13 protein-coding genes and 1 tRNA gene are annotated in these 15,724 nt (G+C 61.8%); 7 read left to right on the forward strand and 7 right to left on the reverse strand.

Features of this window, described 5'->3' with window-relative positions:
* Positions 1–7: 7 nt before the first annotated feature.
* The 7 genes from RF819_RS19480 (at position 8) to RF819_RS19510 (ending at position 8,889) form a co-directional block, all read left to right on the forward strand.
* Complete coding sequence (locus RF819_RS19480) at positions 8–349, forward strand: antitoxin (RefSeq protein WP_078366486.1); 342 nt, start codon at positions 8–10, stop codon at positions 347–349.
* A complete protein-coding gene (locus tag RF819_RS19485; protein WP_078366487.1) occupies positions 346–756 on the forward strand; it encodes a type II toxin-antitoxin system VapC family toxin in 411 nt (136 codons plus the stop codon). Before RF819_RS19480 ends, RF819_RS19485 begins: the two co-directional genes overlap by 4 nt.
* Entirely contained in the window at positions 753–1,652 is a 900-nt protein-coding gene (locus tag RF819_RS19490) for a putative phage abortive infection protein (RefSeq protein ID WP_078366488.1), read from the forward strand. The genes RF819_RS19485 and RF819_RS19490 overlap by 4 nt, the downstream gene beginning before the upstream one ends.
* Positions 1,646–2,866, forward strand: coding sequence for a vWA domain-containing protein (locus RF819_RS19495; protein WP_078366489.1), 1,221 nt, complete (start codon positions 1,646–1,648; stop codon positions 2,864–2,866). Before RF819_RS19490 ends, RF819_RS19495 begins: the two co-directional genes overlap by 7 nt.
* The gene (locus tag RF819_RS19500) at positions 2,863–4,785 is read left to right on the forward strand and encodes an autotransporter assembly complex protein TamA (RefSeq protein ID WP_078366490.1); all 1,923 of its coding nucleotides are present in this window, start codon (positions 2,863–2,865) and stop codon (positions 4,783–4,785) included. Before RF819_RS19495 ends, RF819_RS19500 begins: the two co-directional genes overlap by 4 nt.
* Positions 4,749–8,729, forward strand: a complete 3,981-nt coding sequence (locus RF819_RS19505) for a translocation/assembly module TamB domain-containing protein (protein WP_143541773.1) — start codon at positions 4,749–4,751, stop codon at positions 8,727–8,729. Before RF819_RS19500 ends, RF819_RS19505 begins: the two co-directional genes overlap by 37 nt.
* Positions 8,730–8,814: 85 nt before the next feature.
* Positions 8,815–8,889, forward strand: a tRNA-Arg gene (locus tag RF819_RS19510).
* Between the two features lie 652 nt (positions 8,890–9,541).
* Here RF819_RS19510 and RF819_RS19515 read toward each other — a convergent pair.
* The 7 genes from RF819_RS19515 to RF819_RS19550 form a co-directional block, all read right to left on the reverse strand.
* The gene (locus RF819_RS19515; RefSeq protein ID WP_143541717.1) at positions 9,542–9,847 is read right to left on the reverse strand and encodes a hypothetical protein; all 306 of its coding nucleotides are present in this window, start codon (positions 9,845–9,847) and stop codon (positions 9,542–9,544) included.
* A 157-nt stretch (positions 9,848–10,004) separates the two neighbouring features.
* Complete coding sequence (locus tag RF819_RS19520; protein WP_078366492.1) at positions 10,005–12,929, reverse strand: DUF927 domain-containing protein; 2,925 nt, start codon at positions 12,927–12,929, stop codon at positions 10,005–10,007.
* Positions 12,926–13,201, reverse strand: a complete 276-nt coding sequence (locus tag RF819_RS19525) for a hypothetical protein (protein WP_078366493.1) — start codon at positions 13,199–13,201, stop codon at positions 12,926–12,928. Before RF819_RS19525 ends, RF819_RS19520 begins: the two co-directional genes overlap by 4 nt.
* Positions 13,182–13,541 (reverse strand): hypothetical protein, encoded by a 360-nt coding sequence (locus RF819_RS19530; protein ID WP_169906413.1) that lies wholly within the window; start codon positions 13,539–13,541, stop codon positions 13,182–13,184. The genes RF819_RS19525 and RF819_RS19530 overlap by 20 nt, the downstream gene beginning before the upstream one ends.
* Entirely contained in the window at positions 13,502–13,786 is a 285-nt protein-coding gene (locus RF819_RS19535) for a helix-turn-helix transcriptional regulator (protein ID WP_342351597.1), read from the reverse strand. The genes RF819_RS19530 and RF819_RS19535 overlap by 40 nt, the downstream gene beginning before the upstream one ends.
* A 106-nt stretch (positions 13,787–13,892) precedes the next feature.
* On the reverse strand, positions 13,893–14,657 hold the full coding sequence (locus tag RF819_RS19540) for a transcriptional regulator domain-containing protein (RefSeq protein WP_143541774.1): 765 nt from the start codon (positions 14,655–14,657) through the stop codon (positions 13,893–13,895).
* 375 nt (positions 14,658–15,032) lie between these two features.
* Positions 15,033–15,701, reverse strand: a complete 669-nt coding sequence (locus RF819_RS19550) for a hypothetical protein (RefSeq protein ID WP_143541775.1) — start codon at positions 15,699–15,701, stop codon at positions 15,033–15,035.
* Between the last annotated feature and the right edge of the window lie 23 nt (positions 15,702–15,724).

Below are 15,724 nucleotides of genomic sequence, written 5' to 3' on the forward strand. Positions count from 1 at the left end.
GGTGCTCATGAACGCTCGTTTACCCAGCAAAGCCATTCCAAAACGCAGCCTTGTGGAAACAACGGTGTTTCAGTCCGGCAACAGCCAGGCCATTCGTATTCCCAAGGAGTTCCAGTTACACACCAAGCGCGTGGAAATATTCCGGGAGGGCAATGCCATCGTGCTGCGCCCTCTGCCAACCACCGCGGCCGAAGCACTGGCCGACCTCGCGCCCCTGAGCGCCGCTGAAGGCCTTGCGCTGGATCAGGCCATGGGTCATCTGGACGACCTGTTGGCGCTGGATGAGCCACCTGCTGCCCCGGCGCGCCGCCGCACCAGCACCACAGCGCGCAAATCCGGCACAGCATGACACCGAGTTACCTGCTCGATACCGATGTGTTCTCGCTGATGGTCAAGGGCCAGGACGAGGCGCTGAATGTGCGTATGCAAACCCTGACCAAAGGTGAAGCCGTGTTGTCGGTGATCACCACGGGCGAGTACTTTTATGGGGTGGCCCACGCGCCGGTATCGGCTCTGCGCGAAAAACGCGCCCAGCGGCTGATGGACTTTTTCGGCGTCTTGCCGCTGGATGCCGAGGTGAGCATCAGCTACGGCGCCATCCGCGCCGACTTGCGGGCCAAAGGCACCCCCATTGGCCCCAATGACCTGTGGCTCGCCGCCCAGGCAACAGCCCACGGTCTGGTTCTGGTGACACGCAACACGCGAGAGTTCAAGCGTGTTAAAGGCCTGAAAGTCGAGGACTGGATCTCGCCATGAAGCAAACGTCAGAGAACCACAGTGCCTCGCTCGGTGAAGCAACCTGGCTGCATCGGCTACCAGTGATTGCGGGCGTTTTAGCGCTGCTGTTGATCATTGGCTACGCATTCACGTTCAAGGCGCTGCCAGCGGGTGAAAACCCGGCAGCCTGGGGAACATTTGGTGACTACATCGGTGGATTACTCAACCCACTCATTTCATTGTTCACGCTGATGGTGGCGATGCAGGTATGGAAACTGCAAAAGACGGAACTGTTGGAGACACGAAAGGCTGTTGAGGAGCAGGGAAAGACAGCAGAGCAGCAGCGCAGAGAACAGCGATTTTTTGATTTGCTTAATATCTATCAACGCACGATCGACTCAATCGGAGTGTCGCTACCAGGTAGAACCGACCGCCCAGAAGCTCAGTTTCAAGGTAAAGCTGCCCTTAATGCGTGGTTTAGAAACAGGATGCCGGACGACCTGAGGAAATTTAGCCGTCATGGACTTGATGCCAAATGGCCTACCCCAACGGGGGAGCGAACCATCGATAGGACTACGCTTGAACAAACGTGGCAACAAGAGACATCCACCGGGACTTTTGATCATTACTTGCGCGTCATCTACCGATTGCTGATGGACTCAGAATCCTTGTTGGGAGAACAGCACTACCGTCACGTCAAAATTCTTCGAGCCCAACTCAACCGAAACGAATTGCTGTTGCTTGCCTTCAACATGTGGCTGGACGATGAAGGGGAGAAAATGATCCCGCTGGCAGCAAAATATGGGCTTCTGAAACACTTACCCCAAGGGCATTTGCGTACTCAGCTTGAGAAAGAGCTTTCACCCGAGGTCTTTGGCCGGAAGTTTGCAAAATCGCAAGCAGACCTCAATTCTTCCGAAGCTGCCCCATGCTGATCGACTTCTTCTACACCCTTCGTGCCGCCAAGTTACCGGTCTCGGTCAAGGAATTCCTGACCCTGCTGGAGGCGCTCAAGCTCGGGGTGGTCGGGCCCAAAACGCCGCAGGCTGAGGATGACGAGACAGGTGATGCGCCGCAAGGCTACAAGATCGAGGACTTCTACTTTTTGAGCCGCGCCACCTTGGTCAAGGACGAAAAACATTACGACAAGTTCGACAAGGCGTTTGCCGCCTACTTCCACGGCGTCGAGCTGATCACCGACATTACCCAAGACATCCCGCTTGACTGGCTCAAAAAGACGTTGGATATCCACCTGACGCCCGAGCAGAAAGCCGCCATCGAGGCCATGGGTTGGGACGAGTTGATGGAAACGCTCAAAAAACGCCTCGAAGAACAAAAAGAGCGCCACGAAGGTGGCAGCAAGTGGATTGGCACCGGCGGCACCTCACCTTTTGGACACGGTGGTTACAACCCCAAGGGCATTCGTATTGGCGGGCCGGGTCAGAATAAGAGTGCGGTCAAGGTTTGGGAGCAACGCGCCTACCGCGACTATGACGACACCCAGGAACTCGGCACCCGCAACATCAAGGTCGCGCTGCGCCGCCTGCGCAAGTTCGCGCGCGAGGGCCATGTGGAAGAGCTGGACCTGGACAACACCATTCGCAGCACCGCCACCAACGCCGGTTACCTGGACATCAAGATGCGCCCAGAGCGCCACAACAACGTCAAGGTGCTGCTGCTGATGGACGTGGGCGGCACCATGGACGAACACATCGCGCGGGTCGAGGAGCTGTTTTCTGCGGCCAAGACTGAGTTCAAACACCTGGAGTTTTATTACTTCCACAACTGTGTTTACGACTTTGTCTGGAAGAACAATCGCCGCCGCTTTGCCGAGAAGTTCCCGACCTGGGACATCGTGCGCAAGTACAACAAGGACTACAAACTGATCTTCATCGGTGACGCCACCATGAGCCCGTATGAAATTTTGCAACCCGGCGGCAGTGTGGAGTACGGCAACGAAGAAGCCGGTGCCGAATGGCTGGGCCGACTCACCCACGCTTACCCACAGTTCGCCTGGATCAACCCCGAGCCGCAAGGCGTCTGGCAGTACCGCCAGAGCATCAGCATCGTGCAGCAACTGATGGGTGGGCGCATGTTCCCGATGACCCTCAAGGGTCTGGAAGAGGCCATGCGATTGCTCAGCCAATGAGCACACGCTGGTACCAAAGAGCCCTTGGGTTTGGGGCCGTGCTGTGGCTGGCCCCGCTGCTGGTGGCTGCCCAAACCCTGCCAGATCCCGATGGTGCGGCGCCCGCCACACCACCCGAGGTCATGGCCACCCTGCATGACAGCGCGGCCAGCAGCCCCGCTGCCATGGATGACAGCAGCGCCACACCCGCTTTCACACTGACCATCAGCGCCCCCGATGACATCAAAACCCTGCTGGAGCGGCACCTGGAGTTGCAACGCTATCGCAGCCTGAGCGACCTCAGCAACGACGAGCTGGACCGCCTGCTCGACATGGCCAAGCTCGATGCCAACCAGTTGCTTGCCACCCAGGGTTATTTCTCACCGCTGGTCACCGTCAGCCGAAGCGGTGAGGCACAAACCAGCGCCACCCGAGAGGTGCAGATGGTGGTGGTGCCCGGTGAGCCGGTGCAGGTCAGCCAGGTTCGGATGCAGTTCAGCGGCCCGATCACCACCGACCCAGAAGACGCGGCACAACGGGCGCTGATCACCGGCACGTGGCTGCTGCCCGCAGGCAACCGCTTCACCCAGGCCGCCTGGAGTGCGGCCAAACAGCAGGCGCTCCAGCAACTCAGCAGCCAGCGCTACCCCACCGGCACCGTCAGTGTGTCCGAGGCCGATGTGGACCCCGAAACCCACAGCGCCACATTGACCCTCACACTCGACTCCGGCCCCGCCTTTCGCCTGGGCGCGATGATCCCCACCGGCCTCAACCGGTATGACACCGAGCTGGTGCGCCGGCTGGCACGCCTGCCCGAGGGCAGCGACTACGACCTCAAAGAGCTGGTGGCTGCCCAGCAGCGCCTGACCCGCAGTGGCTACTTCAACACCGCGTTCATCCGGCTGGACACCAGCGCAGCCGACCCACAAGCCGCCCCCGTGCTGGTGACGCTGCGCGAAGCCCCGCTGCAAAAAGTCACGATTGGTGTGGGCGCCAGCAGCGACAGCGGCGCCCGTTTCAGCGCCGAACACTTACACCAGATGCTGCCCGGCCTGGGCTGGCGCGCGCTCAGCAAACTCTCGCTTGACCAAGACACCCAGTCGCTGAGCACCGAGCTGACCGCGCCCCCCAACGAGGCAGGTTGGCGCTGGAACACCTCGGTGCTGTTGCAAAACGAGACCAGTGGCAGCACCGAGGTGAGCAGCCAGCGCTGGCGCGCCGGTGCCAGCAAAGAGCAGGAGCGCATCGACCGCAGCTACTACCTCGAATACAACCGCGCCGACAGCATCAGCAAGGACAACACCCCATCGAACCAGGCCGAGTCGCTCAGTGCCAACTACGCCTTCACCCTGCGTGAATTTGACGCCCTGCCGTTCCCGACCAGCGGCTGGGCGCTGGGGCTGGAGGTGGGCGGTGGCACCACCCTGGGCAATGAACACATTCCTTTTGGCAGGGTGTTGGCACGCTGGCAGGCCTATGTGCCGCTGACGCGCGCCGACGACAGCGGCCTCACCGACCTGCGTGCCGGGCGGCTGGCGCTGCGCGCCCAGCTCGGTGCGGTGGTGGTCAAGGACGGCACCAGCCTGCCCTCGACCCTGCTGTTCCTGGCCGGTGGCGCCAGCAGTGTGCGCGGTTACGCGCTGCGCAGCATTGGCATCACCGAGGCCGATGGCACGGTGAATGCCGGGCGTTACCTGGCCACCGGCACGGTGGAGTGGCAGCGGCCCATCACCCACAACGGGCGTTTGACCGACTGGGAGGGCGCGCTGTTTGTCGACGCCGGATCGGTGGCCAACAAAGCGGCCCGCCTGGATGCCCAGGTCGGTGTGGGGGGTGGTGTACGCTGGAAAACGCCGGTAGGCCCGCTGCAGATTGACCTGGCTTACGGTGTGGCGCTGCAAAAATGGCGGCTGCACCTCAACGTGGGGTTTGTGTTTTGAAGCGCGCGTTGCGCCGCAGTGTGTGGACACTGGCTGGCCTGTTGTTGGCCACGCTGGGCTTGCTGGCAGGGTTATGGTTCTGGTCTGGGTCAGACGCCTCGCTGGCGGCGGCGCTGCAGCAGGTGCAGCGGCTGTTGCCCACCGGGCAAACGCTGGAGACCCGGGACGTCCGTGGCTCGGTGCGTTTTGGCGGGCACATAGGCTGGTTGCGCTGGCAGCAGGGTGATCTGAGTGTGGTGGCGCAGGATGTGGATCTGGCCTGGGAGCCGGTTGCACTGCTGCAACGTGAGTTGCGCCTGAGCCAGCTGCGCATCGGGCAGCTGACTATCCAGGACCAGCGCGCCCCCACACCCGCCGCACCCAGCACCCCACCGACCGATCTGGGCCTGCCGTTCCAGGTGGATGCGCAGCTGCAGGTGGATGTGCTGGAGTGGGTGGGTGTCAGCACCCAGCGGGTGGACAAGCTCGCAGCACACTATGTTTTTGATAACAAGCAGCACAAGATAGATAAGGGCCAGGGGCAGTTTTTATCGAATAATGTCCAGTTTTCAGGCCAGTTACAAGCCAGCGGCCCGATGGCATTGGACGTGCAGGCCGGGGCCACGGTGGCAGCGAGCGTGCCGGGCCGCGCCGAGCCGTTGCCACTGCGAGCCCAGGCCACGCTGCTTGGCAACTTGGCCGGGCCGCAGGCCGAGCTGACATTACAAGCCGACCTCCAACCCGCCAGCAGTTCCCCTCTGCCAGGCAAAGGGGACAAAACCGCCGAGATGCAAGCCAGCCTGTCGGCGCAGATTGCCCCCTGGCAGGCGCAAAGCATTCTCAAAGCACAAGGCCAGTGGCAAGCCCTGAACCTGGCCAGCCTGTGGCCACAAGCCCCCCAAACCGGCCTGAGCGGCCAGGCCCAGGTGCAGCCCCAAGGTGCAGGCTGGCTGGCCGGTGTGACACTGAAAAATAGCTTGAGTGGTCCGTGGGACCAGCAACGCCTGCCATTACAACAACTCCAGGCCGAGCTGGCCTACAGCGGCGGCCACTGGCTGCTGCAGTCCCTGCAGGCGCAGGGTGCAGGTGGTCACATCCAGGGCCAGGGTGACATCGACGCCAAGGTGGGTGACAGCACCGGCCTGTGGCGTGGTCAGATCCAGCTGCAAGGCATCAACCCGGCGGCCATCGACTCCAGGCTGATGCCGGACGTGATCACCGGCAACATCAGTGCACGCCAGACCCTTGCCAAACAGCCCCCATCCCCAGGCAGCACCAGCCCGGCCCCCGACACCGCCTTTGTGTTTGAGGCCGCGTTGCAGTCCAGCGCCCAACGCACGACATCAACAGCCAAAGCCTCCAACGACCTGCTGAGCAACCTGCAGTTGCGCCAGCTCACGGCCCAGGGCAGCTGGGCCGCGCCGCTGCTGACCCTGAACAGCCTGCAGCTCGACGCCCAAGCCGCCAAGTTGCAGGGCCAGCTCAAGCTCAACACCAGCAGCCTGGCCAGCCAGGGCCAGCTGAGCCTGCAGCTGCCGGGCTTAAAAGCAGAGGTCAATGGCCAGATGGCCCCGTCAGACGGGCTTGGAACACTATCGATTCAGGTGCAGGACGCGGCCCAGGCCAGCCAGTGGCTGGCGCATGTCCCGCAAATCAGGACACTGCTCAACGGCAACCAGCTGCGTGGCACCGCCGCGCTGTCGACCCGCTGGCAAGGCGGCTGGCAGCAAGGTGCCCAAGCGATGGTGATCACTACCAGCCTGCGTGCGCCCGAACTCGACTGGATCCCCCCTGCGGCCACCGCCAGGCTGCCATTGCAGCTGCGCGATGGCCAGCTGGACCTGTCCGGCCCGGTCAGCAATTTACAACTCAGCAGCCAGGGCCAGCTCACACGGGGCACACAACAAACCCGCTGGCAGCTCCAAGCCACTGGTGGGCGCGCCAAAGACGCCAGCTGGCAGGCTAGCCTGCAACAGCTGGCGCTGAGCCTGCTGCAGCCCGGGCAGTCTCAACCCTGGCGCTTGCAGCTGGGGACTGGCAACGACGCGGTCAGCAGCCGCAGTCCCGCACAAGCGGTCACGCTGCGCTGGGTGCCAGGCGCCAACTCCAACACCCTCACGGTGTCAGGTGGTGCTGTGCGCCTGCTCGGGCCCGTGCCCGGCACCGGTGGCATCAGCTGGCAGCCACTCCAATGGTCCCAACCTGTGAACCCAGCCAAAGGTGGCCAACGGCTGGCGCAATGGCGCAGCCAGGGTCGCATCGACGGCCTGCCACTGGCCTGGCTGGACGCTTTCACGGCCCAGCCGATGGCCGAGCTGGGCATCAGCAGCGACCTGCTGCTCTCGGGCAGCTGGGACGCCGCACAAACCGACAGCCTGCACCTGAGCGCCACCCTGGCACGCAGCGCGGGGGATGTGCGCCTGCAGGCCGATGCCGGGCGCTCCACACCCCTGCCTGCGGGCATGCAAGAGGCTTGGTTGCAGGTCAACCTGGATGGTGAGGCACTGTCAGGCTCCTTGCGCTGGGACAGCCAACGTGCGGGCAAGGCCCTGGCCGCGTTCAGCACCCGGGTTAAAAACGACCACAGTGGCTGGCGCTGGCCGCAGGACGCACCGCTGGGTGGCAGTGTGCAGCTGCAGCTGCCCCCGGTGGACGCCTGGTCGGCCCTGGCGCCACCGGGCTGGCGCCTGCGAGGCACGGTGGACAGCCACATCGACCTGAAAGGCACCCGCAGCCAACCGCAGTGGGAAGGCACGCTGCGCGCGCGTGACCTGGCGGTGCGCTCGGCGGTGGACGGCATCGACTTCAGCCAGGGCACCCTCGACGCACGCTTACACGGCCAGCAACTCGACATCCAGAGCTTCACGCTGCGGGGTGCGGGCACACCGCAGAACGCGGCAGCAGGTGGGCAACTGAGCATCACCGGCTCCGTGATCTGGTTGCCCGAGGCGGGCCAAGCCAATATTCGCCAGCGTGTCCAAATGGCGCTGCAGGGCCAGCTCAGCGCGCTGCGCCTGAGCACCCGCCCGGACCGGCGGCTGGTGGCCTCGGGCCAGTTACAGGCCGAACTGAAGGACGCCAAACTCTCCCTGCGTGGCAACCTCAGCGCCGACAGCGCGCTGATCACCCTGCCCGACGACAGCACGCCCACGCTGGACGAGGATGTGAAGGTGCGCAGCCAGCCCAAACCCGGCAGCACCCCAACGGTCCCCGCCAGCAGCAGCCCGACCGGGGTGCAGATCACGCCTGATGTGTTGGTCAAACTCGACCTGGGGCCAGACTTCCAGCTGCGCGGGCGTGGGCTGCAGGCGCGCCTGGTCGGCAAGCTGGAACTCAGCGCCGTGGGCGCGGCCACACCAGCGCTGATGGGGCAGATCCGCACGGTGAACGGCACCTACCAGGCCTATGGCCAACGCCTGCAAATCGAGCGCGGCCTGATCCACTTCTACGGCCCAATCGACAACCCGGCGCTCGCGATTCTGGCGATCCGGCCCAAACTCAGCCAGCGTGTGGGGGTGCAGGTGAGCGGCACCGCACAGTCGCCCGTGGTGTCGCTGTACTCCGACCCCAGCCTGCCCGATGTGGAAACCCTGACCTGGCTGGTGCTGGGCCGCTCCGGCAGTGCCGGTGGTGCCGAGGCCGCACTGATGCAGCAGGCTGCATTGGCGCTGCTGGGTGGCAACGGCAAAAGCCTGTCTGACCAACTGACCCAGGCACTGGGCCTGGACGAGCTGAGTTTTCGTGGTGCCAGCGAGAGCAGCAACAGCAACAACACCGCCAGTGCCGCATCGATCACCCTGGGCAAACGCCTGTCGCAGGACTTTTATGTGGCCTACGAGAGCAGCCTGGGTGGCGCCATGGGTGTGTTCTACATCTTCTACGACCTGAGCCGCTACCTGACGCTGCGTGCCCAGACCGGGGAACAAAGTGCGGTCGACCTGATCTGGACACGAAGTTACGACTGAGCCAACGCCCACCAGTTGCCCTGCCAATTGCCCCACCAGTTGCCCTGCCAATTGCCCCACCAGCGGCCTTTACAATCCCTCGTCCCTCGCCATAGTTCAATGGATAGAACGAGTGCCTCCTAAGTGCTAGATGCAGGTTCGATTCCTGCTGGCGGGACCATATTTGAAGCCGGAACGGTTTGAAGCCGTCCGGATTTTTTCTTTTTCCCTATGAAAACCCGTTTTTGTCGTTCGCTAGCGTCCGTCATAGTTTGCCACGTTCCAACCAAATGCGGGGGCACATTCGGGGGCATGTTTTCATAAAATGGGGGCATATGCATCAAAAGATGCCCATAGGCGGGATGGTGTGACGGGCTTTCCCAGGGTTTCGCCTTGGGCGTTTTCGCTGGGCAGAGCATGAATTATTCGGGGATGCACGCACAAATGCCCCCAGATCAGGGGGCATTTGCTGCCAAGCTCGGGGGCATAAACCAATTATTTGCAGCCAGACAGGCTATCTAACCCCCAGGGGGTAGTTTCGTGTTTCCATAAAAATCATCCTAACCGGTCGGTTTCCGGCGGGCAATCGCTGGACTTTTGACCCGCCCCACCCCTTGGACTGGATCACCAGCCACCAAGGCAGCAGGGCGAACCCCTCCCCCTGCCCATTACGCGGCGTTGCGCACAAAAGTAACCGATCGGTCTAGGGCCTATGTCGCCCAGACTTTTGACCACCCCCCGGCCACCCACACGCGGCCCAGATCAGCCCAGGCGCTGCGCACCGTGGCAGGCTGGCGCCACCGTGCAGGCGTGTGCCGCGTCGGGCCGGGCGGTCAGTCTGTGGCAGTTGGTGCGCCAGCGCTGGGCGCATCGGTGTCACGGTGCCAGGTGGTCGCGGTGCTGGCCACCAGCTCACACCAAGCGGTGCGCAACATGTCGAGGTGATGCCGCAAGCGGCCACCCACCCCCACCCGCCAAGCTGATTTGGCCAGGCTTTGGGCTGGTCTTTCTTCGGGGTGTCGACCTAAAAAAGTGGGGGCACTGGGGGCAAACAACAAGAACACTTGTAAGTCGTTGTCACCATTGAATAAATCTGCCCCCGAACCAAGTGGGGGCAGATCGTTTTTGAGTGGGGGCACTGGGGGCAGTCGAGGCTGTGAACGTCCGTTAACGTCCGGTGGCTTGTTGGTTTGGTGCCTGGTGCCTACATCGCAGCGGCTTTTGTAGCGCGGAGGAAGCTCACCCGCCCGCCCCCTTTGGGCGGCCCGGCACCCGCTCACGCGGGGCTGTTGCGGCTCACAGATCAAGCTCAAAGATTGCGGGTGTCACCCGGTAGCACCAGGAATTGCCCAGCCCAGGAAGGCGGGCCTTGCAGTCAAACGCCCGGCCCTTGTCGGGTGCCAGGCAGCCGTTATCCAGCAGCACGCGGGAAACGGCCTTGTAGTCGAAGCCTTGGCACACCTCACCCCTGAAGCTTTCAGCAAGGATGAAGTATTCAAACGACACGCCTTCACCCAGGGCAGGTGGCATCCGTTCGCCGTACTCTCGCTGATGGTCGCTGTCGGTCTTGATGGGGTTGCCATCGGCGTCCAACATGCGCCGCACACCGGCACGCTGCAGGGTCTTGGGGGCGTGGTCATCGCTGCCCCGGTGCCACATGGCAAAGCGGCCCTCACCGTGCGTTTCCAGAAAGCGGCGCACCTGTCGCAACATGGCCACGATCTCACCGTTACCACTGCCACCCCGGCCCAATAGCCAGGATTCAAAGCAGGCACGGGCGGCCCGTTCGCTCTCACCGGCTGGCCAGCCAGTCAGCCCCGCCGCCGTGGCCAGCTCACCGGCTGCCCCCACCAGCGCAAAGCGTGCCCCCACGCGTTCCACTTGCCCGCTGGCGTTGGCTGGCATCATGGCCGCCGCCAGGGTGTTGGATGCGGTGCGAATGCTGGCCTTGAGGGTGTCGGCATGGTCCACCAGCCATTGCAGCCAGGCACGGCCCGGGGCGCCGTAAACGCTTTGGGCCTGCCCGGTGATGTGTTTGGCAAAGGCGGCGCCGCCTGCCATGCTGTGCAGTTGCTCGAACGCACCCAGGCCAGCGCCTGCATCGGCGGCAATGTCGACCATGCGCACTTCCTGCCCCACGCGGGTTCGCTTTTGGCCCTCTGCCATGTGGTCGGCCAGGCCCAACTCACCAGCGGACAGGAACAACAACCGCCAGGCCTGGCGGGCGCGGGGTGTGCCGGTGCGGGTAGCACGGGCCTTGCCCGATTCGTTGGCCAGCATGTAGGCGCATTCGCCCGCCGTCTTGGGGTCGATCTGTGCCAGTTCATCCAGGATCAGCAGGCCGTCACAGTGTTGGGCGGCTATGGCCTCCAGGGCGTTGTCAGTGGCTCGCCAGCGTTGCAGGTAGTTGGCACCGCCGTACACGCTGGCGGCCAGCTTCAAGGCGGTGGTTTTTCCGCTGGAGCTGTCGCCCCGGTAGTGGAACCCGCCCGACTCCATACCCGCCGGGCGCAACAGCGGCCCAGCAAAAGCGCAGGCTACGGCAAACACCAGCCGGGAATTGCCAGCGCACAGCGCCCCCACCTTGTCGCGCCATTGCTCGGGCGGGCCCTTGGCTTTGAAGGTGTTTTCAATCGGGGCGTCTGACTGGAAAACAATGCGCTCGGCATCCGTGCCACTGGTGACTGTTTCACGGGGCAGCACAAAGGCGGCACCGTGCCAGCCGATGCGGTCGGTACAGCTGGCGAATTCTTCAGGCTGGCGGCTCTGCAGGTACTGGGTCAACAGGTTACGGGCGCGGGGTGTAGTGCCAATGCGCAAACCCATATTCAACAGCGTGGCGCGGTATTCGCCACCGTCAGCAGACAACATGCGGGCGGGCATGGCCCAGTGCTTCTGCACGCCCAATGGATCAGCAAACGCCAGGTAGTAGCCCCAGCCGCCGCCGTCTTGGTCGCGGGTGAAAGCCTCTACCGTCAAGGGGCTGCAGATCCATTCGGGCGGCTTGCGTTTGCCGTCCTGGTCAGCACCACAGAACCACACGCCCGTTTCATCAATGACGAAGGGGTCATAAACCCGCTCGGTATCGCCAGGGGTGGCACCGGGGCCAGCATTGGCCCCGTTGGGCTTGTCTTGGCTGCGCTGGGCACCGTTGGCAGGCTTGGGCGCGGTCGTTGACTGTACGGGCGTTTTGGCCTGCTGCTGGGGCGGCTCAAAGTAGTCAATCGCCTGGCTCACGATCAAAGCCACCGCGTCATAACCGGCGGCCTGGTGCAAGTCGTTGAAGTCGCTGGAACCATCAGGCAGCGGCTCAGGAAACACCGCCAGGCCAGCCACAGCACGGGCGGCCGCTGTGGCTTTCTCGCGGCCAGGGTTGCGCCCGGTGCGGGCTTGGGTGGCGGCATCATCATCACCACAGATCACGATCAGCGCCGCCGGGTGTGCCTGGTGCAGCGCTTTGGCCACTGCTGGCAAATTGCCCGCGTCAAACGCCACAGCGCAGGGGCGGCCCGTGCATGCGTGCAAACTGGCGGCGGTGGCATAGCCTTCAGCCACCAGCAGCGCAGCGGCCCCGGTCGGATCGCCGCACCAGTGAAACAGGCCGGACTTGCGCCCACCCTTCAAAAACAGTTTGTCAGTGCCACCGCCCGCCGGGCGGGCGGGTGCAATGCGTTGCAGGTTCCACAGCTTGCCCGCACTGTCACGCAAGGGCACCAGCAGCCAGCCCTCAGGCGCAAAGCGCAGGCCGTGGGCTTGCACACCCTTGCGGGTCAGGTAAGTGCTTTCGCCTGTCTCGCTGGCCTGTTCCCACAGTAGCGCAGCCTCACTGGCAGCGTGTTCGTGGGCGGCCTGCTGCTGGGCTTGGTCGGCTTGTTGTTTGGCAGCCCGCTCGCTGGCCAGGCGTGCCACCGTGGCGGGGTCGGGCTGGGCTGGCGCCTGGTCGGGCTTGGGCAGGGTAAAGCCGTTTTGTTTGGCCAGGTGCAGCAATGTGCCAATGGCCACACCGCCGCCGGGCTTGATGCTCTGCCAGGTGGACCGGGCGGCCTTGAGGTCAAAGCCGTCCGCTGTGGCGCTCCAGTCGGTGAACAGGTCGCGGCCTGTTTCATCTGGGAATTCGCTTTTGATGGCCATGCCCACGCGTGCCCATTCGTCGCGGGGCAGGTTCGCGGGGATGTGTTGCAGGGCGGCCCGGATCAGGTCGGGGGTAATGTTGGTTTTCATGGATTGGGGAATAGGTCGGGCTGGGCTGTTGGGCGGTACAGCAACACATAGGTGCGCACCTCTCGCGTGCGCTGGCCGTTGGCACAGGTCACACGCTGCCAGTCCTTGCCCAGGCCGTACCCCAAGCGGGGCATGTCTGAAAGCACTTTTGTGATGCAACCCGTATCACATGCGGCGTCAATCTGTTTGGCGGTGCTGTTGGGGTGCAGCTCCAGAAAATCAGCCACTCGGGCCGCTTGGGCCGGGCGGGTGTCAGAGTGCAGGCTGTCCATCGTGCCCGCCTTGTGAGTGGCCACCAGCAGCACCCAGGGCAGGCACAGGGGGCATAAAGCCGGGCCGCAAAACATCGGGCCGCCCCGGTGCGGACTGTGCCAAAAGTTCGCCCGTGTCAGGGTCAACCACTGACAACACGCCGGGCCATTCCAGACGCACAAAAACCGATGCACTGCCCTTGCCCATGCGCCGCTGAAACAACGGGTTTTTGATGTTCAAGGCGACAAAGGTCGCGGCCCTTTTGAGGTGGTTTTCAGACGACTTTAAGGCTTGGGCTTTGAAGTATTCGGGGCCAAAACTCATGACTTGACCCCCACGGCTGAACGGCTTTCGATCCATGCCAAAACCTCGGACAAACGCCAGCCCACAGCGCGGCGTGACAGGGTGACACGCTTCGGAAAATCAGGGATGCTGTAAACGCTCGATTTGCCCAAAGCGGTCAACTCGCAAACCGTTGGTAGGCGAATCAGGCGGTCAGGGTGTGCAGGGGTCAGGGATGCACGGGATGTGTTGGGTGTGGGCTGGGTTCCGTGGGTGTGCGGTGTGGTGGTGTGGGGTGGGTTTGGATGCATTGAACGCCTCATTTGGTTGTGGTCGTTCAATCATCGAAGCGCAGCTACAAAACAGCCAGAAAAAACAAAAGCCCCGGTCAAAATTGACAGGGGCCTCTATTTTGGTCTGGCTTGGTTGTCAGTACATCAGGACACGATACCCGCCGTCCTGCATCTTTAGCGCCGCCTTGTATGCGGCCCTGATTCGCTTGTCTCGCTGCTTTTCTTCTGGCGTATTTGCTGCACCTGGTGAAAGAACTTCACCGATGTTTTGAATGGATTCACCCGCTGCAATGCCGTCGAGGATTCGCAGGTATTCGATGTAAACAGCCTTTGATAACACCCGGTTCGTGGCAGGGTCAACAGTTCCAAGCTCGATACCCATGCCGCGTAGATAGCGGATGTGATTCTCAGCCTTTTTTAGCACCACTTCCAACGGCTCGGAGAGGTCGACTGGTATCAAGACGCGAGGCCCTTTAACTCGGTGAAATTCGACGCGTTCAAAGGTTTTCGGCTCATCAAATGCGGACAAAACTATGCCCTCGCCATGCCAGTCTTGCTCAGTACAAATCGGGCAATTCAAGCCCCACTTTTCTCTGAACAACTTCGACCAAAAACCAAATCTATCAGGCTGCCCGAATTCGAAAAAACCGACTACTGACCAGAACCAAGTTGGTATTTCACCATCATCCAGCAAGTTAACAAATTCTTCCGGATGTTTACGACAAAACGCCAGAATCTCAGCAAGGTATGAATCAACATCAGTTTGATAATCGGGATTTCTCCGGATAAATTCCCAAGCGATACCGCCATGCAAATCCAAAGTCAGGCTTTCGCGATATGACTTTATGTCTTTCCAATCCGGTCTAACAAACATCGCCACCCCTTCAGGTGCGGCCTTCAAAGGGAGCCAGCGCCAGGCGGGTGAAGGACTCCCGCTTTTCGCCCTTGGGGATCAGCCGTGGGCTAGGCGTGGCAAAACTGATTCAAACGCCTCTAGTCTCGCGATTGTGAGCGTTTGCCATACTCATCAAGAAGGCCAGCCCTTGAGCCCACTCGGGGCACGGCGTGCCTTCCATGAGGATAGCCCGTTCAACAGCACCAGCAGGCGTACCCGGCGGCTTGTTCGCCAGGCGCAACCCAACGCGGATAGCCCAGGCAAAAAAAGCAGGGTCAGCCAACGCGGGCGGCTCAAATTTGGGCGCGTTGGCAGCGGGTAAGGCATTGGCAGTCATTCGTGAATTCACCTTCAGCATGGTAGGCGTGGCAAAAATGGATGCTATGCAGAAACAAGCGTCAGTGTGGGCTTTGCGGTGGATTTAGCCGATGCATGCGTGTGCACCTCCATGATTTCGCCGTGGGTGTAAATCACGTCAAAAATGCCCTGATACGCGGTTTCCAATTTTTGGTGAAATTCAGGTGTCATCTGAAAGCGCCTATCTCTGGCCAATGGCTTGTAATCTGTCGCCCTCGGATCAGCCGCTAGGCGAACAAATGGTCCTTCTAGGCCGCCATCCTTAGTCCAAGCCCACAGGTCTTTCGTCATCATCCTCGCAAGCTCAACAAGCGCAGGATGCGTGCCTTGCATGTATGGCCTGATGAAACCCCAATCAATCTCCAACTCGAAAATAGCTCCAGTTTGGAGCATAGAACCTTTCAGAATCTCTCTATTGCCAGTACAGCAAACATTGATGGTCTGGATTTGAAAAGTCTTTTTCGCTTTGGTTGTGGGGAATGCCTCATCAGGTATGCCAGCCAGCATCAATTCTTGCCGTGTCCCACGGTACACCGTCATGTATCCAGAAGATGCACATTGTTCCGTCATCAGTTTTTTTAGACACATGTTGGCAGCATCAATGCTGATTACTTCTCTTTGCGAAGCCCGCCTTGGAGTTCGTCCAGGTTTTCTGGGTTTATTCTGCATGGGGGTTATAGCGTCGGCAGCCATGTTTGAACTCGCTTTCAACTTTG

The sequence above is a fragment of the Rhodoferax fermentans genome (assembly GCF_002017865.1).
GTDB lineage: Bacteria > Pseudomonadota > Gammaproteobacteria > Burkholderiales > Burkholderiaceae_C > Rhodoferax > Rhodoferax fermentans.

Coding starts and splice junctions, on each gene's coding strand:
- RF819_RS19505 (WP_143541773.1), top strand. CDS start 4,749: ATGGCGGCTGCACCTCAACGTGGGGTTTGTGTTTTGAAGCGCGCGTTG.
- RF819_RS19485 (WP_078366487.1), top strand. CDS start 346: ATGACACCGAGTTACCTGCTCGATACCGATGTGTTCTCGCTGATGGTC.
- RF819_RS19535 (WP_342351597.1), bottom strand. CDS start 13,786: ATGAGGCGTTCAATGCATCCAAACCCACCCCACACCACCACACCGCAC.
- RF819_RS19525 (WP_078366493.1), bottom strand. CDS start 13,201: ATGGACAGCCTGCACTCTGACACCCGCCCGGCCCAAGCGGCCCGAGTG.
- RF819_RS19490 (WP_078366488.1), top strand. CDS start 753: ATGAAGCAAACGTCAGAGAACCACAGTGCCTCGCTCGGTGAAGCAACC.
- RF819_RS19495 (WP_078366489.1), top strand. CDS start 1,646: ATGCTGATCGACTTCTTCTACACCCTTCGTGCCGCCAAGTTACCGGTC.
- RF819_RS19520 (WP_078366492.1), bottom strand. CDS start 12,929: ATGAAAACCAACATTACCCCCGACCTGATCCGGGCCGCCCTGCAACAC.
- RF819_RS19550 (WP_143541775.1), bottom strand. CDS start 15,701: ATGGCTGCCGACGCTATAACCCCCATGCAGAATAAACCCAGAAAACCT.
- RF819_RS19480 (WP_078366486.1), top strand. CDS start 8: ATGAACGCTCGTTTACCCAGCAAAGCCATTCCAAAACGCAGCCTTGTG.
- RF819_RS19530 (WP_169906413.1), bottom strand. CDS start 13,541: ATGGATCGAAAGCCGTTCAGCCGTGGGGGTCAAGTCATGAGTTTTGGC.
- RF819_RS19500 (WP_078366490.1), top strand. CDS start 2,863: ATGAGCACACGCTGGTACCAAAGAGCCCTTGGGTTTGGGGCCGTGCTG.